Source organism: Rhizobium sp. NFR12, assembly GCF_900108545.1.
GTDB lineage: Bacteria > Pseudomonadota > Alphaproteobacteria > Rhizobiales > Rhizobiaceae > Neorhizobium > Neorhizobium soli.
Map to the genome: position 1 here is coordinate 103,104 of NZ_FNWM01000003.1, position 23,242 is coordinate 126,345.

The 23,242-nt window shown below is 59.2% G+C and carries 21 protein-coding genes and 1 pseudogene; 14 read left to right on the plus strand and 8 right to left on the minus strand.

Going from position 1 to position 23,242, the window contains the following annotated elements; genetic code table 11:
* The 4 genes from BLW69_RS13935 to BLW69_RS13950 all read right to left on the minus strand — a co-directional run bounded on the left by BLW69_RS13935 (position 1) and on the right by BLW69_RS13950 (position 3,572).
* Positions 1-189 (minus strand): hypothetical protein, encoded by a 189-nt coding sequence (locus BLW69_RS13935; protein ID WP_092662747.1) that lies wholly within the window; start codon positions 187-189, stop codon positions 1-3.
* Positions 186-1,130, minus strand: coding sequence for a carbohydrate ABC transporter permease (locus tag BLW69_RS13940; RefSeq protein WP_092662749.1), 945 nt, complete (start codon positions 1,128-1,130; stop codon positions 186-188). Before BLW69_RS13940 ends, BLW69_RS13935 begins: the two co-directional genes overlap by 4 nt.
* A complete protein-coding gene (locus tag BLW69_RS13945; protein WP_092662751.1) occupies positions 1,127-2,074 on the minus strand; it encodes a carbohydrate ABC transporter permease in 948 nt (315 codons plus the stop codon). Before BLW69_RS13945 ends, BLW69_RS13940 begins: the two co-directional genes overlap by 4 nt.
* 211 nt (positions 2,075-2,285) lie before the next feature.
* Positions 2,286-3,572, minus strand: coding sequence for an ABC transporter substrate-binding protein (locus BLW69_RS13950; RefSeq protein ID WP_244508861.1), 1,287 nt, complete (start codon positions 3,570-3,572; stop codon positions 2,286-2,288).
* 315 nt (positions 3,573-3,887) lie between these two features.
* On the opposite strand from BLW69_RS13950, the gene BLW69_RS13955 reads away from it, so the two are divergent.
* Together BLW69_RS13955 and BLW69_RS22995 are read left to right on the plus strand one after the other, a co-directional pair.
* Positions 3,888-4,910, plus strand: coding sequence for a LacI family DNA-binding transcriptional regulator (locus BLW69_RS13955; RefSeq protein WP_092662755.1), 1,023 nt, complete (start codon positions 3,888-3,890; stop codon positions 4,908-4,910).
* A 198-nt stretch (positions 4,911-5,108) separates the two neighbouring features.
* Positions 5,109-5,299: pseudogene (locus tag BLW69_RS22995) on the plus strand (ribokinase); the annotation flags it as partial.
* A gap of 880 nt (positions 5,300-6,179) precedes the next feature.
* On the opposite strand, the gene BLW69_RS13970 reads toward BLW69_RS22995, so the two are convergent.
* The gene (locus BLW69_RS13970) at positions 6,180-6,830 is read right to left on the minus strand and encodes a DUF2461 family protein (protein ID WP_092662758.1); all 651 of its coding nucleotides are present in this window, start codon (positions 6,828-6,830) and stop codon (positions 6,180-6,182) included.
* 231 nt (positions 6,831-7,061) lie between these two features.
* Here BLW69_RS13970 and BLW69_RS13975 point away from each other — a divergent pair, with 231 nt between their 5' ends.
* The 10 genes from BLW69_RS13975 to BLW69_RS14025 all read left to right on the plus strand — a co-directional run bounded on the left by BLW69_RS13975 (position 7,062) and on the right by BLW69_RS14025 (position 16,993).
* Complete coding sequence (locus tag BLW69_RS13975) at positions 7,062-7,214, plus strand: DUF2256 domain-containing protein (RefSeq protein ID WP_342344795.1); 153 nt, start codon at positions 7,062-7,064, stop codon at positions 7,212-7,214.
* 440 nt (positions 7,215-7,654) lie between these two features.
* On the plus strand, positions 7,655-8,731 hold the full coding sequence (locus BLW69_RS13985) for a LacI family DNA-binding transcriptional regulator (RefSeq protein ID WP_062577710.1): 1,077 nt from the start codon (positions 7,655-7,657) through the stop codon (positions 8,729-8,731).
* 65 nt (positions 8,732-8,796) lie between these two features.
* Positions 8,797-10,083, plus strand: a complete 1,287-nt coding sequence (locus BLW69_RS13990; protein ID WP_062577711.1) for an extracellular solute-binding protein — start codon at positions 8,797-8,799, stop codon at positions 10,081-10,083.
* A 78-nt stretch (positions 10,084-10,161) separates the two neighbouring features.
* Positions 10,162-11,070, plus strand: a complete 909-nt coding sequence (locus tag BLW69_RS13995) for a carbohydrate ABC transporter permease (RefSeq protein WP_062577712.1) — start codon at positions 10,162-10,164, stop codon at positions 11,068-11,070.
* A 12-nt stretch (positions 11,071-11,082) separates the two neighbouring features.
* Entirely contained in the window at positions 11,083-11,925 is an 843-nt protein-coding gene (locus BLW69_RS14000) for a carbohydrate ABC transporter permease (protein WP_092662762.1), read from the plus strand.
* A gap of 58 nt (positions 11,926-11,983) precedes the next feature.
* Entirely contained in the window at positions 11,984-13,309 is a 1,326-nt protein-coding gene (locus BLW69_RS14005; protein ID WP_092662764.1) for an alpha-glucosidase/alpha-galactosidase, read from the plus strand.
* Between the two features lie 63 nt (positions 13,310-13,372).
* Complete coding sequence (gene ugpC, locus BLW69_RS14010) at positions 13,373-14,425, plus strand: ABC transporter ATP-binding protein (protein ID WP_062577719.1); 1,053 nt, start codon at positions 13,373-13,375, stop codon at positions 14,423-14,425.
* A gap of 84 nt (positions 14,426-14,509) precedes the next feature.
* Positions 14,510-14,644, plus strand: a complete 135-nt coding sequence (locus BLW69_RS23160; RefSeq protein ID WP_280141291.1) for a hypothetical protein — start codon at positions 14,510-14,512, stop codon at positions 14,642-14,644.
* 613 nt (positions 14,645-15,257) lie between these two features.
* Positions 15,258-16,286: a four-carbon acid sugar kinase family protein gene (locus tag BLW69_RS14020; protein ID WP_092662766.1), complete on the plus strand. Its 1,029-nt coding sequence runs from the start codon at positions 15,258-15,260 to the stop codon at positions 16,284-16,286.
* A gap of 2 nt (positions 16,287-16,288) precedes the next feature.
* Positions 16,289-16,993, plus strand: coding sequence for a FadR/GntR family transcriptional regulator (locus tag BLW69_RS14025; RefSeq protein WP_092662768.1), 705 nt, complete (start codon positions 16,289-16,291; stop codon positions 16,991-16,993).
* Positions 16,994-17,086: 93 nt separating this feature from the next.
* Here BLW69_RS14025 and BLW69_RS14030 read toward each other — a convergent pair whose 3' ends face one another.
* The 3 genes from BLW69_RS14030 to BLW69_RS14040 are packed head-to-tail and all read right to left on the minus strand — an operon-like array spanning position 17,087 to position 20,357.
* A complete protein-coding gene (locus tag BLW69_RS14030) occupies positions 17,087-18,208 on the minus strand; it encodes an iron-containing alcohol dehydrogenase (protein WP_092662770.1) in 1,122 nt (373 codons plus the stop codon).
* Positions 18,205-19,164: a 4-hydroxythreonine-4-phosphate dehydrogenase PdxA gene (gene pdxA / locus BLW69_RS14035; protein ID WP_092662772.1), complete on the minus strand. Its 960-nt coding sequence runs from the start codon at positions 19,162-19,164 to the stop codon at positions 18,205-18,207. Before pdxA ends, BLW69_RS14030 begins: the two co-directional genes overlap by 4 nt.
* Positions 19,161-20,357, minus strand: a complete 1,197-nt coding sequence (locus tag BLW69_RS14040; RefSeq protein ID WP_092662774.1) for a sialidase family protein — start codon at positions 20,355-20,357, stop codon at positions 19,161-19,163. The genes pdxA and BLW69_RS14040 overlap by 4 nt, the downstream gene beginning before the upstream one ends.
* A 347-nt stretch (positions 20,358-20,704) precedes the next feature.
* Here BLW69_RS14040 and BLW69_RS14045 point away from each other — a divergent pair, with 347 nt between their 5' ends.
* Together BLW69_RS14045 and BLW69_RS14050 are read left to right on the plus strand one after the other, a co-directional pair.
* Positions 20,705-22,222 carry an ABC transporter substrate-binding protein gene (locus BLW69_RS14045; RefSeq protein ID WP_092662776.1) on the plus strand — a complete coding sequence of 506 codons (1,518 nt, stop codon included), beginning with the start codon at positions 20,705-20,707 and terminating at the stop codon, positions 22,220-22,222.
* Between the two features lie 97 nt (positions 22,223-22,319).
* A complete protein-coding gene (locus BLW69_RS14050; protein WP_092663432.1) occupies positions 22,320-23,234 on the plus strand; it encodes an ABC transporter permease in 915 nt (304 codons plus the stop codon).
* Positions 23,235-23,242: the final 8 nt, after the last annotated feature.

The window sequence follows — 23,242 nt, forward strand, 5'->3', positions numbered from 1 at the left end:
CTACTCCGGAAAATGACTGACGACGATGAACATGACGGTTCCGATCAGCGTCACTGGAAAGGAGAAGGTAAAGAGTGTCAGCGAAAGCGGCTGCATGAGCATGACCACGCCGAGCGCGATCAGCGCCGAGGCAAACATCTCCCATTCGGGTCGCCGGAACCGGCGCAGGCGGGCAAGGAAGTTCATCATTTGCGCACGGCTCCGAAGGTGATGCCCCGCAGCAGATGCTTGCGCAGCAGCACGGTGAAGATAATCACGGGCAGCAGGAACAGTGTCGCTGCAGCCGCAACGGCCGGCCAGTCGATACCGCCGCCAACCGACAGGATGGTCGGGATGAAGGGGGGCGCCGTCTGGGCATTGCCGCTCGTCAACAGGACTGCGAAAGCATATTCGTTCCAGGCGAAGATCAGGCAGAAGATCGCGGTCGAGGCGATGCCTGTTGCCGCCTGCGGCAGGACGACTTTGTAGAAGGCCTGGAAGCGGGTATAGCCATCGATCAGGGCCGCTTCTTCGTATTCGCGCGGAATTTCGTCAATAAATCCCTTGAGCAGCCAGACCGACAGCGACAGGTTGACCGCCGTATAAAGCAGGATCATGCCGAGGTGCGTATCCGAAAGCCCCAGTTGACGGAACATCAGGTAGATCGGGATTGCGACGGCGATTGGCGGCATCATCCTGGTCGACAGGATGAAGAACAGAAGGTCGTCCTTGAGCGGCACCTTGAAGCGGCTGAAGGCGTAGGCTGCCAGCGTTCCGAGGAAGATCGACAGGAATGTCGAGCCAAAGCCGATGATGACCGAGTTCAGGAACCGTTGCCCGAAGCGTGAGGGGCCCGAAATGATCATGCCCCTTTCCCGCGTGATCCTGTCATACCACGTGGTTGGTGCCGGCAGCCTGGCAAGGTCTTCCGCCGAGGGGCGCGACTGTGTCGTGAAGAGGTTCACGTAGCCTTCGAGCGTCGGCTGGAAGACGACCTTCGGCGGATAGCTGATCGAATCCGGGCCGGACTTGAAGCTCGTCGAAATGATCCAGATGAGCGGGATCAGCGTGATCACCGCATAAAGTCCGACCAGGATGCCGGCAATCCACTTCGAGGCGGGCGACGGTTCGGTGACGGAATGTGCGCTCATCGTTCTTTTACCTTGTTCAGGGCCTTCACATAGATGGAGGCGAGGCCGAATACCGTGACGAACAGGACAATTGCATAGGCGCTGGAATAGCCGGTCCGCCATTTCTCGAAGGCCTCGCGCTTGAGGTCGATCGAGGCGAGCAGCGTCTCGTCCCCCGGCCCGCCGCCGGTGAGAAGGACCACGAGGTCGAACATCCGGAAGTTCTCGATGCCGCGGAACAGGACTGCCAGCATCAGAAATGGCAGCGCCATCGGCAGCGTGATCGTCCAGAACTGCCGCCACTTCGATGCGCGGTCGACTTCGGCTGCTTCATAGATGTAATCGGGGATGGAGCGCAGTCCGGCGAGGCAGATCAGCATGACGAAGGGCGTCCACATCCAGGTGTCGACAATCACGATCGCCCAGCGCGCCCAGCCGCCGGGGCCAAGCATCGAGAAGCTGTCGGCGGAAATGCCGGTCAGGAATTCGACGGCGTAGTTCACGAGGCCGATCTGCGGCTGGTAGAGGAAGGTCCAGAAGTTGCCGACCACGGCGGGCGAAAGCATCATCGGGATGACGATCAGCGTCGTCACCAGGTCGTTGCCCTTGAACTTGCGGTTGATCAGCCATGCCAAGGAGAAGCCGATCAGCACCTGGAAGGTGATCGTCCAGATGAGGAAATGGGCGGTCGTCTGCATGTTCGCCCAGGTATCGGCGTCGGTGAGGATGCGCGTGTAGTTCCGCAATCCGACCCACTTCACCTCCGCGTTCGGCTTGTTGGCAGCAAAGTTCGTAAAGGACAGGCGGATCGTCCAGATCAGCGGAAATATGTTGACCGACAGAAGCAGGAAGATCGTGGGCGCCACGAAGATCCAGGCGATTGCCCTGTCGCTTAAGCCCCGGATGCGTTTTGCAACCGGTTGTGGCGTCGCGCGGGCGAGGCGGTCTGCGGGTGTGTCGGTCATCGTCCGGATCCGTGTGGCGTTTCCAAAGGGCAACCGCATGCGGTGCCGTGGCCGGTGAGGCAACAAGGCAAAGCTCGGGTTGTGCCGGCAGGCTGGGTTTCTAAAGATGTGCAGGCGGCAACGCTTGGCTTTGGCTTTCCCCCGGCATTGCCGGGGGAAAGATTAGAGACACTGCGCCAGGATCAGATCCAGGAGCCAAGATCTTCTTGTGTCAGAGCTTGCCTTCGTCCTCGAACGTTTCCGTCCAGTCGGCAATCAACCCGTCCAGAGCTTCCTTCGCGGTGCCATTGCCAGCGACGACATAGTCGTGGAACCGCTTCTGCGATGCCTGCAGCAGCGTCGCATAGGACGGCTCGGCCCAGAAGTCCTTTACGATCGCCATGCTGTCGAGGAAGGTCTGCGCATAGGGCTGGCTCTTGGCAAAATTCGGGTCTTCGACGACGGCGCGAAGGCACGAGAAGCCGCCCATGGACCACCATTTGTCCTGTACATCCTTCTGGGCGAACCATTTGATGTAGCCCAGTGCGCCGTCCATGTTGTCTGTATTGGCGACGACCGAAATGCCCTGGCCGCCGAGCTGGGCGAACTTCTCGCCACCGGGCCCTGCGGGATTGACGAGATAACCAGTCCTTCCGCCCCCGACATTCGGATCAGCCTCGAACCCCGGCCAGGTAAAGGCGAAGTTCATCTGCATGGCGACCTGGCCCGATTTGTAGGCGTCGATGCCTTCCCCCATGTAGGTGTTGGATGTGCCCGGTGCGACGCAGCAATCATAGAGCGACTTGTAGAATTCGAGGCCCTTCACAGCGCCCTCGGAATCGACAAAGCCTCTCATATCATATGGTTTTTTCGGGTTTTCGTACTTGAAGCCATAGCTGTAGAGCACGTCCATCACGCCCATCGTGATGCCTTCAGAGCCACGTTCGGTATAGATCGAGGCGCCGTAGACGGTCTTGCCATCGATTTTGCGGCCCTGGAAGAATTCGGCGACCTGCTTCAGTTCGTCGAAGGTTGCGGGCGGCGTCAGGTCGCGACCGAACTTCTCCTTGAAGGCTGTCATAATTTCGGGCCGCTCGAACCAGTCCTTGCGGTAGGTCCAGCCGACCACGTCCCCGAAGGCTGGCAGCGACCAGTAGTTCGGGGTGTTCTTCGGCCATTCGGAATAACCCGTGACGGTTGCCGGAACGAAGGCATCCATCTTGATGCCTTCCTTGTCGAAGAACTCGTTGAGCTTCACATACCAGCCGTTCTCGGCGGCGCCGCCGATCCACTGGCTGTCACCGATCATCAGATCGCAGAGCTTGCCGCCCGAGTTGAGTTCATTGAGCATGCGGTCGGCGAAGTTCGGCCACGGGACGAACTCGAATTTCATCTTGATGCCGGACGACGCCTCGAAGCCCTTGCTGAGTTCGACGAGTGCGTTTGCCGGGTCCCATGCGGCCCAGCAGAGCGTCAGTTCTTTTTCGTCGGCATGCGCCATCATAGTGCCGAAACCCATCGAACAGGCGACCGTTCCGGCAGTAAGCAGACCTTTCACGTAAAGCGATTTCATCATGTCATCCTCCCAGCGCCGTCCGGTCTCCTGCGGATGGCGAAACGCCCTTGCGGGCCAAATGCCGGCTCCGGACCCTAATCTCTGGCCGGCCTCCTCCAGCGGAACGGGGTGTAATGGATGCCTCTCCCGAACCCAGATGGAGGCTAATTGATGTGCGCACCTCAAAGCAAGTGATTTTTGAGGTGCGCACATCAATTCTTGCGTTTGTTGATGTTTTGGAGGAAAGCTCTGGAAGGCGGAAATCATTGGGAAGTCGTCATGCGTCCAACAGCGAAGGATCTGGCCGAGGCTGCAGGCGTGAGCCTTGCAACGGTCGATCGTGTCTTGAACGAACGACCGAATGTGAGCCTGAAGGCCGCCCGGCTGGTCAATGACGCAATCGAGCGGATCGGCTTCGTTCGAAATCCGGCGGCTGTCAGCCTTGCCCGCAACAAGGTGTACCGCTTTCTCTTCCTGCTTCCGGCAAGCGGCGATCTATACCTCAAGGAGCTCCTGCGGCACGTTGAAGAGCTGACCGATGCGCTCAAGGGCGACCTCACCGAGATTGCCTACCGCCAGATCGGGATCGACGATGCGCACGGCGTGGCAAAGCTCCTCTCCAGCCTCGACAAGGAGGAGGTCGACGGCGTGGCTGTCATGGCGCCTGAATCGCCTCAGGTGCGTGACGCCATGGCGCGGCTTCTCCAGCGCAACATCAAGGTGGTGCAATTCCTGTCCGGGCAGGAAAAGCTGCCAGAGGCTGATTTCGTCGGTATCGACAACTTTGCGGCGGGTGCGACCGCGGGCAAGCTGATGGGCATGCTTGCGGGTCCCCAACCGGGAAAGGTCATGGTGATCGCGGAAACCATGCAGTCGCTCGACAGCATCCAACGCCGCCTTGGCTTCGACCACGTGATCAACAGTGCCTTTCCGCATCTGACCTGTCTGCCGTCCATCGAAACCCACGCCGACGAGGCACGTAGCCAGCAGGTGATGGCCCGCGTGTTGGCCGGCAATCGCGATGTTTCCGGAATCTACGTGCTGAGCGCAGAGGCTCGCGTGCCGATCCTGGCTGCTGCCGGAAACGTCGATCTCGGCGGTATTGCCGTGGTTGTCCACGAGCGAACTCCCTTCACCGAACAGGCGCTTCGGGACGACCGTATCGATGCCGTGATCGCACAGGATCCGGGCCATGCGGTGCGCAGTGCAATTCGCATCATGCGCGCCCGCTCGGATGCCCGCGAGCCGCTCGCCGCACAGGAAAAGATCCGCATCGAAATTCTACTCAAGGAAAACCTTTGAGTCATATCGAGGGCCGGCGAGGGCGGCGCGCGCGATTGGTCAGAGGCTTTGATTTGGCCGGATGCGGAGCAAATAGACGAGCGTTTACATCTACTTGCGCCTGGCGGCGGGACTTCGGCGACCGGTGATGTGCAATAGGCAATTTGGGGAAAATCCCGAAAAGACTATGGCGGCCGTCGCCTCCAGACGGAAAGACAAATTTCTAAGACCGCATTCAGCCCCGCTGTCGTCGTTTTCGGCAGTCTGCATTACGACATCATCGTCAAATGTCCGGTCCGGCACGGCCGCGCAAAGGCGAAACAGTCACCGGCTCCGCCTGGAACCCGGCATGTTGCGGCAAGGGCGGCAACCGAGCGGTTTCCGCAGCCAAGGCCGGCGTGCGCTCGGCAACCCCGTATTCGGACAACGTCGAGATCTGCAGCGGCGTCCCGGTCATGATCCCTGCGACGCGGACGCGGGATTTCGCCTCAAGTCCGATCAGCAATACCATCTATGACGCCTTCAGGTTCGTCACCACTGTTGCGATCGAGCAGTGGCTCAAGCATCCCAAGCTGACAATCAATGGCGTCTCCAAAGCCTCTGCGATGACGGGGTGGCGCATCGGTAAGATCTTGAGTAACGATCCGCTGCGTCTCCCGGCAGCTGAGACAGCGTCAAGAGCCGCCGCATGGTTGAACGGTTTTCCATATCGCTTTGCCTGAACGAGGTAGCTCTCTCCCTTATTCAAAACGGAGCCGTCCAGCGCAACACCACCTCTGTGAGACATATTGCGCAGAGATCGTCTTGCCTGATGCTTTGCTGAGACAATTTACCTGTCAAATTACCCGCGAAACAGTTCAATTAGATGGGGACGAGCCATGAGAGCGGATGCGGAATCGACCATTTTGAGTTTTGTCGCCAGTCGACCTGATGGGACGACGTGCCCGAGCGAAGTTGCGCGCAGCCTTGCAAATGATCACAACGCTCCGCTTGAGTGGCGTGACTACATGCCAGCCGTCCATGAAGCGGTTGATGCCTTGACTGCGCGAAGAGAGATCACCCTTTCCTGGAAATCTGTCGTAATGGGGGAGAGAGCCGGTCCCTACCGTATAAGTGCTCGCAAGCAAAATCTCTAATGCCGAGACTTCTGCAGCCACCTTTTTAGCGTCCTAAACAAGCTCAATGACAGGAAACCGATCAAGCACATCCCGACCGTGCTGATAGTCGCGAGCCTACTTTTTCGTCTCGATAAGCTTCGGGTCAGTAAGTGTGCGCGCAAGAGCCGTCCGGTTATCGGGACTCGGGGAGCTTAGTCGATGCCCGATTGATGTAATCGACCAGGCCGCGGGCAGCGGCGAATGATTTTACTATTTCCTCTACGAGATTGGAGGACACGAGCATCTCGTCAGAAACGTTGCGACAGGCTCCGAAGTTTTTGAGATTGAAAAAGTCGAGCGCGTCGTGATTTCTGACGTACCCGCTGGCGCTCAAATCATGACCGCCTGTCAGACCACTTGGGAAATATGTCCGAAATAATGGACCCTCGACGATCCCTCTCCATTTGCCGGTGTGGCTTGCGATTGTTTGCCGCAAAATGCGGGCAAGCCGTGGCGGGGGTAGCAGCGCTCCGCCTCCGCTGTATGAGCTGTGCGGAGAGATTTGCACGAAATATGTCGCGGCTGCGTTCTTCGAAGGCGAAACTCGCAACGTGATGCAGCAGGTGCCTTTCGAGATAGACGCGGCACTCAAACATTTGCGGGGATCTCGGTTGGCCTCATCTACGCGCTTGTCGATCGACCCTGTGCTATTAGCTAACGCTAGGGTGAATTCAATTAAGTCGCGGCGCGCGCAATCAAGTCTAGCTCGGTTGTCGTCGAGCCACTCGGCGCCGTGATTACTGGAGGCTTCCTCTAGAAATTCAAAAGTCGATCGGTTGATCATCCACTGTCTCAAACATGGCAAACCCGCCTGTCATAGGGCAGGCGGAACGTAAAGTGAACAGAAATAGCTCGAGCGGACATGAAAAGAGGTTGAAGTCGGGTGCTTCCAATCGCTGAGTGCTTCCCCAGATAGGGTAGGGCTCGTGGAAGTGCCACTTCGGTAACTGAGCGGCGAGTGGTTCGTTCGCATTTTCGTAAACACGTTGAATAGGAGAGGATCCATATGGCGAGAATGGTCAAGAAAGCGGATCTGCCGATAAAAACGTGTGCGACATGCGGAAAACCTTTTGCATGGAGGCTGAAGTGGGCCAAGAACTGGAGCGACGTGAAGTACTGTTCTGAACGCTGCCGCCGCTCTAAGCTCAAGCCATTACCCACGTCATGATCACGTTGCTAGCACAATAAATCGTGCAAGACCCGTCGAACGGTGGGTGTGTTGGCGCACGAGCGTATCGCGCCCTCGCAGAAACCTGAACGTGGCCGCAGCAACGGAGGCGAGGAACGTTTGCTCGTCGATCCTCCCAGCTGCAAGTGACCCTACCATATAGCTCTCGATTTGAAGGAGCCACTTACTGGGGACGGGCTTTTTCAAGATCATGCAAAGCCATTGGGTCCGGAGCCTCCTCAGCATCCCGCTGTAGGCGAGACCGTGAAGCGGATCTCCCATACGCTGAAGGCAACAAAAGCTACCTCCGACGGTCACCTATTCCCTTCCAGAAAGGACGCGACGATGCGATTGTTTTCGCCTCCATGTGAGGGCTTGACAGCCCGTCGCTCAAGCTAATACGTATTAGCTAATACGATTTAGCAAGTGTAGGGTCCGCGATGAACCGCAAGTCCACGGGTGAACATTCGGCCGCCGCTGCACCGACAAGCGCTGATGTCGCACGCCTCGCGGGTGTCTCCCAAGCGACCATTTCCCTCGTGCTCAATGGCCGGGATAGTGCCGTGCGCATTTCTCCGGAGACACGGGAACGCGTGATGTCCGCCGCTGCCCAGTTGGGCTACACGCCCAATCATGCCGCCAGAAGCCTGCGGCAGCGCAGCACCAAGATCATCACTTTCATTCTGCCGACCTTGGAGAATCCGTACTTCCTAGAGATCGCGAGTGCGGCGCAAGCGGAAGCCAGTTTGCGCGGATATTCGGTCACGATCATTTCGTCCCGCAACGAACTGAGCGAGTTTCACACTGCGCTCTTGTTGCAAGGGGCGGCTTACGACGGGATCATCGTCGCAGGACACAATAACTGCGCTGCTCCGGAACTACCTGCTCTCGTAAAGCGCGGTGTCGGCGTTGTCGTGCTGCAGGAGCCTAGCCCCGCACCGGGAATTCAAAGCGTCCGCGTCGATCTTGAGAGAGGTGGATATATCGCCACCCGCCACCTCATTTCGCTTGGACATCGGCGCATCGCACACTTTACACAGGCGTTGCGAAGTTCGCATGGCGGGCATGACCGTATCGATGGCTATATGCATGCGCTTTCCGAGGCTGGTCTGCCATTCGATGAAGATCTCGTTGTGGTGACCGAGAATTCGCTGTCAGGCGGTGTCCTCGCCCTTGACCGCATCCTGGCGCTTGACGTCCCGCCGACGGCTCTCTTCGCCTATAACGACCGGCTCGCGATCGGCGCTTTGCATGGATTGCGCAAGCGCGGGCTGAGGGTGCCGGATGATTTCGCCGTCGTCGGTTTCGATGGCATTGCCTTCGGTGGCTTTACCGCCCCGACGTTGACAACAGTCGACAGCTCCCGGGAGGAGCTCGGGAAGCTGGCAATGCAAGCGGTCATAGATGCAATCGATAAGAAGGAAGGGCGGCAGGATCATCTGCTGCCCGTCAGGCTACTTGTGCGCGAATCGTGCGGTGGAACGGAGGTCGATTCGGAGGGAATGCCGCACAACTGAAAACGTGCCTTCCCGGCATGTGTGTCGAGGGAGGCGTTGGAAATTGACACTCATGGGAGGAAGACATGACGCAATTTATCAATCGACGTACCATTTTGAAGACCGGCGCGGGTCTCGGCGCGGGGCTTGTGACCGGCGCGCTCGGCATGCCGGCGCTTGCACAGGAAAAACAGCTGACATTTGCCGTCTGGGGCGGCGATTCAGAAGTTGCTGGCTACAGGAACGTGATCGCCAAATTTGAAAGCGCCAATCCCGGCGTCAAGGTCAAGCTTGATGTGATGCCGTTCGCGCAATTCTACCAGCAGGTCGATACGCGCCTTGCGGGCCGCCAGGCGCCCGACCTCTTCCGCGTGACCTATCAGCAGATCGGGCGATACGCGAGCAACAAGGCCGCCATCGACCTTACGCAGTATCTCGAGAAGGACTTCGGCAAGGGCTTCACACCTGCCGTCTGGAGCGCCGCCAACGTCAAGGGCACTCCCTACGCGCTGCCGCATCACACCGATACGTTTGCCCTGTTCTACAACGAGGAACTGTTGGAAAAGGCCAATATCGCGGTACCGTCCAGCCTCGACGAAGCTTGGACATGGGCGGCGTTCATCGACAACGCCAAAAAGCTCAAGACGCAGGGCGGCTCATCCTATCCGTTCGCCATGAGCTGGCAGAACGGCGCCGTGCATCGCTGGATGTTCTATCTCTACCAGCATGGCGGGCGCTTGCTGAGCGAGGACCTGACGGCCTCCCGCATCACCGAGAAGGCCGGCATCGAGACGATTGCATGGACACAGAGCTGGTTCACCGAAGGACTGGTTCCGCCCAGCACCTCGGTCAAGAGCGCCGAGAAGGTGCAGAACCTGTTCGCCAACGGCACGATCGCCATGATGCTGAATGGCAATTGGCAGATTCCCTTCGTCGAGCAGCAGATGAAGGCCAAATGGGGCGTCACCTACCTGCCGCGTGACGTCGCAATGGCCGACGATCTTGGCGGCACCTGCGTCGCGGTTTCCCGCGATAGCAAGACGCCAGAATTGGCCGCCGAGTTTGTCAAATTCCTCGTCAACGAGGAAAACATGCGCAGCTTCGTCAATACGGCCCAGCTTCTGCCGGTGCGCACGTCGATTGTGGACAAGGGGATCGAGTTCTCTCTACGGCCGAATGAGATGAAGGTCTTCGTAGAGCAGACGAAGACCATTCCCGAACATCTCGTCAGTACGGTCATCCATCCCAACTGGGGCAGGTTCAACCCCAAGATGGCCGACGAGCTCGATCTGGCTTTTACATCCGGCCAGTCTGCGGAGCAGACAGCCGAGAATATCCAAGCCCATATCGAGCGGCTTCTGCTGCGGGCCTGAACGAATCGTTAAACCCCTGAAATCTTATCAAAGCGAATGCAGGTCATGGCCCCCACCTCAATATCCCTTGAGAAGGCAATGAACGAGACTGCCACCAGCCGGTTTTCCGGCTGGTGGGCATCCTTCCGGCCGCGACTGACGCCTTATCTGTTCATCGCGCCCAATCTCGTTCTATTTTCGGTCTTCATCTTCTTTCCGCTTCTCTATGCGGCTTTCATCAGCGTGCACGAATGGTCCCTGATCGATGAACCGTTCTATATCGGCGCGGAAAACTACACTCGCCTCCTGACCGACTACCAGTTCTGGCAGGCGATAAAGAATACCGTCATCTATTCTGTGGCAACCGTGCCGACGAGCCTCGCCATTGGCCTGTTGCTCGCCGTCGGCCTCAACCGTGATCTCTATGCCCGCACGTTCTTGCGCAGCATCTACTTTCTCCCCGTCGTCGTGTCGAGCGTTGCGACGGCGATCATCGCAGCCTGGCTGTTCAACGACCATTACGGCGTCATCAACGCTTTGCTGAAGCTCGTTGGGATCCAGCCGGTCGCCTGGCTCTCGACCACAAGCTGGGCCCTGCCGTCGATCATCATCACGACGCTGTGGACGCGCGTTGGATTCTGTATGGTCGTCTATCTGGCGGCGCTGCAGTCGATTTCGCCGACCTATTACGAGGCCGCGTCAATCGACGGCGCCACCCGCCTTCAGCAGTTTCGCCACGTCACATGGCCGCTCCTGCGTCCCACGACATTCCTGCTGCTCATCCTCAACGTCATCCATTCCTTCCAGGTCTTCGACCTGATCTTCGTGATGACGGGTGGTGGTCCAGGTTTCTCGACGACGATGATCGTCCAATACATCTACCAGTCGGCATTCGCGACATCCGAAATGGGTTATGCGAGCGCCATGGGTATCGTCCTCTTCCTTCTGATCCTCCTGTTCACTCTGCTGCAGTGGCGCGTGAACAAGCGGACCGAAGAATTTGTGTAGGAGACCACGGCCATGATGGTCACCACAACTACTCCGACGAAAAAGCGGCTGGAAACGATCGGTCTTTGGGTTCTCATGGCGTTTGGCGCCGTCATCATGATCTTTCCGATCTACTGGATGTTCGTGACGGCAGTCAGGCCAAAGGATCAGATCTTCATCCCTGACGTCAGCCTAATGCCCACGGGATGGGTCTGGCAGAACTTCGCCGACGCGCTGGCGCATATGCCGTTCCTGCATTGGTTCTGGAACTCGACCGTCATCGCCGTGGTGGCAGTGGCGATCACCGTCACCATCAACCTGCTGTGCGGTTATGCCTTCGCAAAGTTCAGGTTCGCCGGACGCGACGTGCTGTTTCTGGCGGTGCTGAGCGCCCTGATGATACCGGTCCAGGTCATCATCGTCCCGCTTTTCTTCGTCGTGTCCGAGCTTGGGCTGCTTAATTCCTACTGGGGCGTGATCCTGCCGCGTGCTGCCGAAGCTTTCGGCATCTTCATGGTACGCCAGTTCATGGTGTCGATCCCGGACGAGTTGATCGAGGCCGCGCGGCTTGATGGCGCCAGCGAGCTCACGATCTTTCGCAAGATCGTCCTGCCGTTGTCCAAGCCGATTATCGCGGTGCTGATCATCTTCACCTTCATGTGGCGGTGGAACGACTTCGTAATGCCCTTGGTCATGCTCACTGATCAGGAGATGTACACCGTCCAACTCGGCCTCAACCTGCTCAAGGGCCAGTACAACACCGAATGGACGGACATCATGTCCATCGCGCTTTTGTCCCTAGTGCCGATGCTCGTCATTTTCGTGTTTTTCCAGCGCCAACTGATCCAAGGCATTGCCGGAACGGGCCTCAAGTAAGCCGGCTCACAAGACTTGGTGGCGATGCAAATTTGAATTCTACGTGAAAGGACTACCTATGTTGAAAGTTGCCATGATCGGCGCCGGCAGCGTCGTCTTCGTCAAGAATCTGCTGACCGACATTCTTGATTTCCCGGAACTCCGCGATGTCACCATCACGCTCCACGACATCGACCAGGAGCGGCTGGAGACGGCGGGCATGATGACCCGCTGGACGGCGGCGCAGTTCGATGCGAACCCGGTCATCGAAGAACATCTCGACCGGCGGGCTGCATTGAAGGATGCGGATTTCGTCATCAACATGGTACAGATCGGCATGCACGAGGCGACGCTGCTGGATTTCGAAATCCCGCGCAAATACGGCCTCAAGCAGACCATCGCAGACAGCCTCGGCATCGGCGGCATGTTCCGCGGCCTGCGCACCATTCCGTTCATGCTGGATCTCGTCGCCGACATGCGCGAACTCTGCCCGGACGCGGTCCTGCTCAACTACACCAACCCGATGAGCATCCTGACCCAGGCCGTCTACGAAGCCTATCCGGAGCAGAAGGTGATTGGCCTCTGCCACAACGTGCAGAACACCGCGCATGAGCTCGCATCCTATCTCGACGTCCCGGTCGAAAGCTTGTCCTACGATTGCGCCGGCATCAACCACATGACCTGGTTCCTGAAACTCAAGATCGACGACGAGGATGCCTATCCCCGGCTCTGGGCGGCCATGGAGAATCCGGAAATCTTTGCCAAGGACAAGGTCCGCTTCGAACTGATGCGTTCCTTCGGCCGCTTCATCAGCGAGTCCAGCGAGCACAATGCGGAATACACGCCCTATTTCCTGAAGAGCGAAGCAGATATCGCCGCGTACGACGTTCCAGTTGATGAGTACATCCGTCGCAGCGTTCGCAACCTTGGTCGCTATGCCGAGACCCGCCGCAAGCTCTTGGCGGGAGAGACCTTCCCGCTGGAGCGCTCGCGCGAATACGGTTCGCTAATCATTCATGCGATGGCGACCGGCAAGCCGCAGTTGATCTACGGCAACGTCCGCAACGATGGCCTGATCAGCAACCTTCCGGACGGATGCTGCGTCGAAGTTCCAGTCGTCGTCGACAAGAGCGGCATGCGCGCCTGCAATGCCGGCTCGTTGCCGCCTGAGCTTGCCGGGTACTGCGCCCCACATGTCTACGTTCAGGACCTGACCGTAAAGGCAGCGCTCAACGGCGATCGTGACCAAGTGCATCGCGCCGCCATGCTCGACCGCCATGCGACAAGCGTGCTGTCAATCAAGGACATCCGCGCCATGGTCGACGAACTGATCGAGGCCCACGGCGATGCGATGCCGGCAGGCATCCGCGGTCGGACCGCCACCACACTGCGCAAATCCGCTTGAGGAGAGGGCGGCGGACGCGATGCCGTGTCGCCGCCATTTCGACTGCAATAATGGGAGTAGATCATGGCTGACGTCAGCATTCGCAATGTCAAGAAATCGTATGGCGCGGTCGCGGCGATCCACGGGATCTCGGTCGACGTCGAGGACGGGGAGTTCGTCACGCTCGTCGGCCCTTCGGGCTGCGGAAAGTCGACTCTGCTGCGCATGATCGCCGGGCTGGAAAGCATCACCGGCGGCGATATCAGCATCGGTGGCCGAGTGGTAAACAATGTGCCGCCGAAAGACCGAGACATTGCAATGGTCTTCCAGAACTATGCGCTGTACCCGCATATGACGGTGGCCGAAAACATGGGTTTTTCACTTCAGCTCAAGGGCCTGCCCAAAGCTGAGATTGCCGAGAAGGTCAAAAAGGCTGCCGAGATCCTCAGCCTCGACAAGCTACTCGAACGCCATCCGCGCCAGCTTTCCGGCGGCCAGCGCCAGCGCGTAGCCATGGGCCGCGCCATCGTTCGGGATCCGCAGGTCTTCCTGTTCGACGAGCCACTCTCCAATCTCGATGCAAAGCTGCGCGTGCAGATGCGCACCGAGATTAAGGCGATGCACCAGCGCCTGAAAACCACGACGATTTACGTCACCCATGACCAGATCGAAGCGATGACCATGGCAGACAAGATCGTCGTCATGCATGGTGGCATCATCGAACAGGTCGGCGCACCGCTCGAGCTTTATGACCGGCCGGCCAATTTGTTCGTTGCCGGCTTCATCGGCTCGCCTTCCATGAACGTTCTGGAAGGCCGCATCGAATCCTCCGGTTTCGCCTTCGGCGACCTAACGTTCCCGATCGCCAATGCGCCGTCGGGCTCCTCGGGCCGGCCGGCACGGTATGGCTTCCGTCCCGAGCACTTGATCATGTCCGGCGAGGGTATGCCGATGGAGATTGTCGTCGTCGAGCCGACCGGATCGGAGACCCAGGTTGTCGCGCGGGCGAACAATACTGAAATTACCTGCCTCTTCCGGGATCGTATCACGGCGCGGCCCGGCGAGATCATCCGCGTCATACCGGATGTTCAAAAGCTGCACCTCTTCGACAACGACGCCGGCTTGCGCCTCAACTAAGGAAAGGATTATCATCAATCAGCATGGCAAAGCCGTCACGGTTCTATGACCGGCCTTCAATCGAAAGAAACTCTGTCCACCGATATGCAACACGATGACCGTCCGATCGTCTCGTTGGCGACGGGCGATCCGGCGGGTATTAGCCCGGAACTGACCGGCGGCCTGCTTAAGCTCGCCGGTTTCAAGGAAAGGCCTATATCGCGCCAGATGTCGACGTAACCACCGAGCGCGCGCGATACCTGCAAAGCGCTGGGTGTTTGATAAGTCGACGATGTACCTAGCCGATCCCGGCTATAGTGATGACGCCATCTTCTTGCCAGATGCCCTGTCGTTCAAACTCAAGATGCGCGAGTTCAACGTGCTGAAAATGATTGAAATGCACGCGCCATCTCGCATATCCCGCTAACGGCCGTTGCAATCTGTCTCTCGGTCGAGCGCATTGTCGGCGAAATCGAGTTGACGCGAGCCTGCCTGAAGGCTGCGGGCATCGACCAGCCTAGGGTCGTGGTCGCCGGATACAATCCGTATGCGGGCGAAAGCCGACAACATTGTCACGGACGCATTCAAGCGCGCTGATCTGGTCGAGAATGGCATGGTTCCCAGAAACACTTTTGGGGACTTTGACGGCTGGTCGTCTCGAATGATGATCACGGATCACGCCATCGCGATTAGTCGTCGACGACGATGTCATTCATGCCAACCTCTCTGAAATTTAACACTGTTGCCCCAACCGAGCTCAATACCTTACATTTGTCATTTCACTCCATACCCATGTTGACTTATAAGCACTTTTCCGTGGTATAAAGCTTACAACATAAGTAGGTGGAGGCGTATGTTAGTCATTCTTGCGGACGACCTGACCGGTGCGCTCGACTCGGCGGCGCCTTTTGCCGGGCGAGGTATTCGCACCGACGTGGCGCTCAACCTTGATGCAATTACGGGGATCGTCGCCGATCGCCCCGACGTTCTGTCCATCAACCTCAACACCCGCGAAACAAGTGCCGGCGAAGCACGTGCCGCCACGGCTGCGACAATCACCTTGCTGCCGCCGGGAACGCGGCTGTTCAAGAAGGTCGATTCCCGCCTCAAGGGAAATATCGTTGCCGAACTGGACGCCATCCCTTTCACACGTGCCCTCGTTGCGCCTGGGATACCAGAGTTCGGTCGGGTGGTTGCGAACGGATGTGTCACCGGCTTTGGTATCGACGCTCCGATCGTGATCGCCGACAGGCTCGGTGCGCACACAGCTCGTGCCCATATCCCTGACGCTAGCTCAGCCGCCGACATGGACGTTGCGCTCGACGTCGCTGAGAACAACGGGACCGATCTGCTGATCGGCGCTCGCGGTCTTGCAGAAGCGCTCGCCCGTCGCATGACGAACAAGGTCGATGCGCAGGCAGCGACCATCCCGTCCGGTCCGATCACATTTGTCATCGGATCGCGCGATCCGATCACGCTTGCGCAGATCGACGCCCTGCGCAACGGCCACAGCCTGACGTATCTGCCTGCGCCGAACGGCCGGCTGGACGCGGAAAGTGGGACAAGACCTGATCTGACGCTGGTGCACGCGACGCCGGGTGAGGAAGAGCTCGATGCGCAGCTTGTGGCGGAAGCTCTGGCTGACGGCGTGCACGAGAACCTTGCCGGTTACGACGGAACGCTGCTTCTCTCCGGTGGAGCGACGGCCGAGGCGGTGCTGCGTCGGCTGGGCCTGTCGAGGCTGCGTCTGCATGGCGAATGCCTGCCGGGTCTTGGTGTTGCGTCGGCACAAGGGCGCTGCATTATTGCAAAATCGGGTGGCTTCGGTCATCCCCATACGTTGAAGCAAATTGCAGACATGGTCCTGCGAAAGGCAGGTTGACGATGGGACTGGAAACGGGAACCGCCCGCAAGGGCCTTGCGGATATCGTGTTCGAGCGGATGTTGCGCGCAATCAAGTCCGGTGCGTACAAGCCCGACGAGCGCCTGCCGACGGAACACGATCTGGCCGCCGAATTCGAGGTGTCCCGACCCGTCATCCGCGAAGCACTGAAACGGCTGCGCGACCAGAGCCTGATCTATTCAAGGCGCGGTGCCGGCAGTTTCGTCCGCTCGGTGGGCTTGCGCGATCCCCTCGGTTTCGGCCAATTGGAAAACGTCGCAGACCTTCTCAACTGTTACGAATTCCGCCTGACGATGGAGCCGGCTGCCGCCGCTGCCGCTGCCGCCCGTCACGATGCCGACAGTCTGAAGGCGATCCGCCAGGCGCTCGAACTGCTGCGCGATGCCACGAACCGTCAGTCACACCGCGAGGATGCCGACTTTCAGTTCCACCTCGCCATCGCCCGGGCCGGGCAGAACAATTATTTCACCACCGCCATGGAAGCCCTGAAGGATCATATTGCGGTCGGCATGAAATTCCATGGCGCCTCGATCAAGAGGGAAGCGTCCGGCCTGTCGCGCGTGTTTGGCGAGCATGAGGCGATTGCGACGGCGATCGCCAACAGCAATGAGGAAGAAGCGCGCCGTCTGATGTTCGAGCATCTGAAGGGGTCGCGGGAGAGGCTCTTTCAGTCGTCGCATCTGTAGGCTCGATCTTGAGGATCGCGAGCGATTTGACTTCGGTATGGTACGCAAAAGGCGGTGCTTGGCGGCACCGCCTTTTTCACTGGAGGTAGCTTCTCAGAAGCTGGCCCGATAGATCGCCAGAACGTCATCCACGCTCATATCGGCTGGGTTGTTGTCCATCAGGCGACGGATAGCGTGCGCATCTGCGGCAAAGCGCGGAAGATCGGCTTCGGTCGCGCCATGTTTTGCCAATGACATCTCGATGCCGAGATCGGCGCAGAAGCCATGGGCCTGCGCGGACAGGTCGGGCTGCGAGAGATTTTGGCCTAGCCCCAGCGCCTGTGCTACTTCCGCAGTCTTGTCCTTTGCCACTGGCGCGTTGAACGCCAGGACGTGGGGAAACACGATGGCATTGGCCAGCCCGTGCGGCAGATGCAGCAGCGTGCCGAGCGGATAGGCGATGGCATGGCCTGCCGCGGTATTGACAGGCCCGAGGCAGATGCCGCCGTAATAGGACGCCAGCATCAGCCCTTCGCGGGCCTCACGATCTGCGCCGTCCTTGACCGCGCGGCCCAAGAACTTGCCGACGAGGTGAATGCCCATGCGCGCAAAACCGTCGATCATCGGATGCGAACGCTTGCTAGTGAAGGCCTCGACGCAATGCGCCATCGCATCGACGCCGGTTGCAGCGGTGACCGCCGGCGGAACCGAGTAGGTGAGTTCCGGGTCTAGCACTGCAAGATCGGCGATCAGGTGAGGGGATTCGACGGCAATCTTCGCGCCCTTTACGGGATCGGTGATCAGCGAGCGGATGCCGGCTTCCGAGCCTGTTCCGGCCGTTGTGGCAACCTGCGCCAGCCGCGTGCTGCGCCCTGCCACTTTGTTGGGGCCGGCGACATCGGACAGCGTCTGTTCGCTATCCCAGAGAGCGGCGACAAGCTTGGCCACGTCCATGACGGAGCCGCCGCCGAGGCCGACGACGAGATCCGGCTTTGCGGCACGGGCAGCTGCCAGCGCCGCGTTCAGCGTTTCGATCTCCGGTTCGCCGGGGATGGCGTCGAACAGGGTGACCTTGCCTGGCAGTTTCAACCGCTCGACGAAACCAGCGGTGATCGGCGTGGCGATCACCAGTGTCGAGGAAACGTCGCAGGCCCAGGTGCCGACCTCGCCGACAGTGCCTGCGCCGACGATAAGTCGTTTCGGTTGATGCAGAACGATCAGGGGAGCGCTGCTCATGTCTGCTCTCCCTTGCCGCCGGCTACCAGTTTGCGGGCATAGGCGATGGCCGACAGCATGTTGCCGTGGTTGGCGATGCCCTTGCCGGCGATGTCAAAGGCTGTGCCGTGGTCGACGGACGTGCGGTCGATGGTAAGATCGACGGAGACGTTTACGGCCGTATCGAAAGCGACGAGCTTGATCGGGATATGGCCCTGATCGTGGTATTGCGCGACGACGAGGTCGAAGCCGCCGGAATAGGCACGGTGGAACACGGTGTCTGCCGAGATCGGGCCGTAGGCGTCGATGCCTTCGGCGCGGGCGGCAGCCACAGCCGGCGCGATCTGGTCGTCATCCTCGGTGCCGAACAGGCCGTTTTCACCGCAATGCGGATTGATACCGGCGACCGCGATGCGCGGACGCTCGTAACCGGTGCGCTTCAGGTGATTGTTGCCGGCCTTGATGGTGGCCAGCACCCGTTCCGTGGTTGCGCGGCGGATCGCTTCCTGCAGCGAGACATGGGTGGAGACGTGGATGACCTTCAGCTTTTCCGAAGCGAGCAGCATATAGGCGGCGGCCGATTTCGTGAGGCTGCGCAGCATGCCGGTGTGGCCGTCGTAATGATGGCCGGCAAGGTTGAGCGCTTCCTTGTTGATCGGGGCTGTCACGATGCAGCCGATCACGCCGGCTTCGGAATCGCGCACGGCCTTTTCGATAAAGCGGAAAGCTGCATCGCCGGCGACCGGTGAAAGCTGGCCCCAGGGCAGGGGTGCCCCTTCGATCGGCAGGTCAACGACATAGGCCGCAAGATCGATCTCGACGTTCAGCGCCTTGCGGGCGGCTTCCAGCGTCGGCAGGTTTCCATAGATGCGTGTGATGGCCCGATCCGCGTCGCTCATTTCGGCCAGCGCCCGCACCGTGATCTCAGGTCCAACGCCGCAGGGGTCACCCATGGTGATGCCGATAATGTTGCTCATGCTTGTTCTCCCGCTGCTGAACTGGCCCAGCCTGGAGCCAGACGAACGTATTTGATGGCGCGCCTGTAATAGGTGTAGGCGATATGAAGACTGCCGTCGTTACCCTCAAGCAGCGACGGATAGGACATTTCCTTGTTGTGACCGTCGATCGAATTGTTCGACAGGCAGGTGCCGGGTCCATCCTCGATGATGATCCGCTGCGAGAAGCTTCTTGCGCCGTCTTCGGAAATGCAGACGGTAACCGGCGCACGGGGAACACCCCAGATCGGTACGCAGCCACCATCCGGATTGGCATCCGGCCGGTCGTCGTCTTCGCCCAGCTCGTCGTAAAGCGAGGCGCGGCGGTCTGCGGACATGTCCGCATTGGTCGGGTTGCAGATCATCGCGATACGGCCATCCTGCAGACGGGTTGCGGCGATCGATGAATTGTTGTTGGGAACGTCTGTCGCTTCGGGCGCGGACCATGTGCGCCCGCCGTCGGCACTCTCGGTGCGATAGACGAAATCGGCCTGCCTGCGGCGGAACACGGCGGCGAATTTCCCGTCTCCGATGGACACCGGGCTCATATGGACGCAGCCGGTCGACTGCTCAAGGTCGTCAAGACGCCAGGTTTTGCCGTGATCTTCGGAAATGCCGACGGCGGCGCGGTCATGGCTGCCGTTCCATTTCTGGCCGGGCCGCTGGATGCAGCGGAAAATCGGCAAAAGCCAGGCTCCATCGTCGCGAACGGTCAGCGGTGCCCGAACGAAACAACCGCGCGGCAAATCGAGATAGCGGCCATCACTGACCGTCAGCTTGGTCGCATCACCGGCATCGCGATTTACCTCCGCCATGCGGATACGGCATTCGTCCTGATTGCCTGAAGGCTGAGACGTGTGGAACAGGAACAGGCCGCCTTCAGGGGCCGCAAACAGAACCGGGTTCTGTTCGGAATGGGCGGGGTCGGAACTCAACCGCTGCGGCTCGCCCCATGTGTCCGACCCTGGCGCCAGAACGGAAGCAAAGATCGAGATATCCGACTTGCCTTCCAGCGTGCCGCCGAACCAGGCGCAGATCAGCGCGCCGTCTTCGGCAAGGTGCAGGAATGAGGCGTGGTTCTGGATCATCGGTGAAGCCAGCATGGCCTCGTGTCGTCCGTTTCCGACGGCTTTCACCGTGCCGGTCATGACGGTTGCAATCTGTTCAGGCGTCATCGGCGTCTCCTCTTGCCACCGTGAAAATCACCAAAATAACAAAGTTGTCAAGTTTGAAGGGCGTTGAAATTTGAAGATTGAGGCCAGTTCATCAGCCTCATCGTCATGATAATAAATGGATTTATCCTCACGAAAGTTTGTCCAATTCATATAGAGGAATAATTAATTTGACAAACTTGGTCAGACATCAGATGGTCTGCGTCAGCCCGCTTATGGCGACGAAACGGATGGAGGCATCCGACCGACGCACAGGGCCACACGGAGGAATGCCTGAAGCGCACAGTTGGGAGGCCATCGCAAGATGAGCACTGACCAGTGCGATCCGCAGCTAGAGGGAGGAGAATGACATGAAAACTTCGCACCTACTTGGAGCCGTTCTGTGCTCCGTCCTCGCACTCGGTACCGGTTTTTCTCCGGCTCAGGCTGCGTCGAGTGACATCAAAATCGTCTTGCCTGAGGAAGCCGACCTGCTCGAGCCCTGCATGGCGACGCGCTCCAATATCGGCCGCGTCATCATGGAGAATGTCAGTGAAACGCTGACCGAGCTCGATGTGCGCGGCAAGCAGGGCGTTATGCCGCGGCTCGCCGAAAAGTGGGAGCAGACCGGCGACGGCACCTGGCGCTTTCATCTGCGCCACGGCGTGACATTCTCCGACGGAAAAGCCTTCGGCGCCAAGGACGTCAAATACAGCTTCGATCGTATTTTCAGCGACAAGAACATCTGCGAATCCCGCCGTTACTTCGGCGGCATGAAGTTCGACGTGAAGATCGTCGACGACACCACCATCGATTTCAAGGTCTATCCGGTTCAGCCGATCCTGCCGCTGTTGCTCTCGCTCGTCACCATCGTTCCCGAGGGCACGCCTCTGGAATTCATCCGCGAGCCCGTCGGCACCGGCCCGTACAAACTGTCCAACTGGACGCCGGGCCAGCAGATCGTGCTCGACGCGCGTGACAATTACTGGGGCAAGAAGCCCGCCGTTACCAAGGCAACCTATCTCTTCCGTTCCGATCCGGCCGTGCGCGCAGCCATGGTTCAGACCGGCGAAGCCGACCTTGCTCCGTCGATCTCGCAGGTGGAAGCGACCAACGAGAAGACGGACTTCTCCTATCTCGACAGCGAAACCGTGTATCTTCGCATCGATGGCAATATCGCGCCGCTCAATGATGTCCGCATCCGCAAGGCGCTGAACCTCGCCATCGACCGGGAGGCCTTTATCGGCACACTCGTGCCGCAGGACGCGGTTCTCGCAACGGCGCTTGTGCCGCCGACGACACTCGGCTGGAACCCGGATGTGAAAGTTTTCCCGTATGATCCGGACGAGGCGAAGAAGCTGCTCGATGAGGCAAAAGCTGACGGTGTTGCAGTCGACACGCCGATCACCGTCGTCGCGCGGACGGCCAATTTCCCGAACGTGACGGAAATCATGGAAGCTATCCAGGCTCAGTTGCAGGATGTCGGCTTCAAGATCGACCTCCGGTTTGTCGAAGTAGCCGAGCACGAGGTTTACTACTCGAAGCCGTTCAAGGAAGGTCGCGGTCCGCAGATCGTTGCCGCCATGCACGACAATTCCAAGGGTGATCCGTCCTTCACCATGTTCTTCAAATACGACTCGAAGGGCACCCAGTCGGGTTATTCCGATCCGAAGGTCGATGACCTCGTGTCCCGCGCCTCCGCTGCCACTGGTGATGAACGTGCAAAGTTGTGGTCGGAACTGATCGCCTACGTCCACGATGATCTCGTCGCTGACGTTCTGCTCTTCCACATGGTTGGTTATTCCCGCGTGTCCGAACGTCTCGACTTCAAGCCGAGCATCGCCACCAACTCGATGCTGCAGCTCTCCGAGATCGGCATCAAGAACTAACGCGGACCATACTCCGAGGACGTATTTTGATCGTCCCAATCGAAGTGAAATGGGCGGCGCTCCTGCCGCCGTCCATTCCAGCAAGATCGAGGTCACCATGCTCACTTTCGTTCGCAAGCGCGCCTTTGCCAGCCTCATCTCGCTCGTCGGGCTGCTGGTCATGGTGTTCTTCCTGTCGCGCCTGACAGGCGACCCGGCTTCCCTTTTTCTCCCCGTCGAAGCATCGGCCGAAATGAAGGCCGAGTTCCGTGCACTGCACGGCCTCGATCAGCCGCTTCTCGTGCAGTTCGGCCAGTATGTCGGCAATGTCGTGACCGGCGATCTCGGCGAAAGCCTGCGCAAGGCGCGCCCGGCGCTCGATGTCGTGCTCGAAGCCTTCACCTGGACGCTGTGGCTTGCCGTCATCACCATGACGCTGGTCACCATCGCGGCGATCGTCGTCGGCTCGCTTGCTGCGTTTCGCACTGGCGGCTTCTTCGACCGGTTTTCCTCGATGGTGTCGCTGATCGGTGCTTCCGTCCCGGATTTCTGGCTCGCGATCGTCGCAATCGTGGTGTTTGCCATCCAGCTGTCCTGGTTGCCGACCTCGGGCACGGGCACGCTCTCGCACTGGATCCTGCCGATCTGCGTTCTGTTCGTGCGCCCATTCGGTATCATCGTCCAGGTGGTGCGCGGCTCGATGATTTCGGCACTGTCTTCGGCTTACGTGAAGACTGCCCGCGCCAAGGGCGTCAAATCGGGGCCGATCATCTTTATCCACGCCCTGCGCAACGCCATGCTGCCGGTCATAACCGTCATCGGCGATCAGGCCGCCAGCCTTCTCAACGGCGCGGTGATCGTCGAAACCATCTTCGGTTTCCCGGGCGTCGGCAAGCTAATGATCGACAGCATCCTGCAGCGAGACTTCAACGTCGTGCTGGCGGCGATCCTTGTCACCGCTTTCGCCATCTTCCTCATGAACCTCGTGATCGACCTTGCCTATGCTCTGCTTGATCCACGCATCCGCTACTGAGGATCGAC

Bases quoted from the DNA above. Each gene is read 5' to 3' on its own strand.
- BLW69_RS14020 (WP_092662766.1), top strand. From the start codon at position 15,258: ATGTTAGTCATTCTTGCGGACGACCTGACCGGTGCGCTCGACTCGGCG.
- BLW69_RS13975 (WP_342344795.1), top strand. From the start codon at position 7,062: ATGGTCAAGAAAGCGGATCTGCCGATAAAAACGTGTGCGACATGCGGA.
- BLW69_RS13940 (WP_092662749.1), bottom strand. From the start codon at position 1,130: ATGAGCGCACATTCCGTCACCGAACCGTCGCCCGCCTCGAAGTGGATT.
- BLW69_RS14045 (WP_092662776.1), top strand. From the start codon at position 20,705: ATGAAAACTTCGCACCTACTTGGAGCCGTTCTGTGCTCCGTCCTCGCA.
- BLW69_RS13990 (WP_062577711.1), top strand. From the start codon at position 8,797: ATGACGCAATTTATCAATCGACGTACCATTTTGAAGACCGGCGCGGGT.
- BLW69_RS14000 (WP_092662762.1), top strand. From the start codon at position 11,083: ATGATGGTCACCACAACTACTCCGACGAAAAAGCGGCTGGAAACGATC.
- BLW69_RS14050 (WP_092663432.1), top strand. From the start codon at position 22,320: ATGCTCACTTTCGTTCGCAAGCGCGCCTTTGCCAGCCTCATCTCGCTC.
- BLW69_RS13945 (WP_092662751.1), bottom strand. From the start codon at position 2,074: ATGACCGACACACCCGCAGACCGCCTCGCCCGCGCGACGCCACAACCG.
- BLW69_RS13935 (WP_092662747.1), bottom strand. From the start codon at position 189: ATGATGAACTTCCTTGCCCGCCTGCGCCGGTTCCGGCGACCCGAATGG.
- ugpC (WP_062577719.1), top strand. From the start codon at position 13,373: ATGGCTGACGTCAGCATTCGCAATGTCAAGAAATCGTATGGCGCGGTC.
- pdxA (WP_092662772.1), bottom strand. From the start codon at position 19,164: ATGAGCAACATTATCGGCATCACCATGGGTGACCCCTGCGGCGTTGGA.
- BLW69_RS14005 (WP_092662764.1), top strand. From the start codon at position 11,984: ATGTTGAAAGTTGCCATGATCGGCGCCGGCAGCGTCGTCTTCGTCAAG.
- BLW69_RS23160 (WP_280141291.1), top strand. From the start codon at position 14,510: ATGCAACACGATGACCGTCCGATCGTCTCGTTGGCGACGGGCGATCCG.
- BLW69_RS13955 (WP_092662755.1), top strand. From the start codon at position 3,888: ATGCGTCCAACAGCGAAGGATCTGGCCGAGGCTGCAGGCGTGAGCCTT.
- BLW69_RS13995 (WP_062577712.1), top strand. From the start codon at position 10,162: ATGAACGAGACTGCCACCAGCCGGTTTTCCGGCTGGTGGGCATCCTTC.
- BLW69_RS13970 (WP_092662758.1), bottom strand. From the start codon at position 6,830: ATGATCAACCGATCGACTTTTGAATTTCTAGAGGAAGCCTCCAGTAAT.
- BLW69_RS14030 (WP_092662770.1), bottom strand. From the start codon at position 18,208: ATGAGCAGCGCTCCCCTGATCGTTCTGCATCAACCGAAACGACTTATC.
- BLW69_RS14025 (WP_092662768.1), top strand. From the start codon at position 16,289: ATGGGACTGGAAACGGGAACCGCCCGCAAGGGCCTTGCGGATATCGTG.
- BLW69_RS13985 (WP_062577710.1), top strand. From the start codon at position 7,655: ATGAACCGCAAGTCCACGGGTGAACATTCGGCCGCCGCTGCACCGACA.
- BLW69_RS13950 (WP_244508861.1), bottom strand. From the start codon at position 3,572: ATGGGTTTCGGCACTATGATGGCGCATGCCGACGAAAAAGAACTGACG.
- BLW69_RS14040 (WP_092662774.1), bottom strand. From the start codon at position 20,357: ATGACGCCTGAACAGATTGCAACCGTCATGACCGGCACGGTGAAAGCC.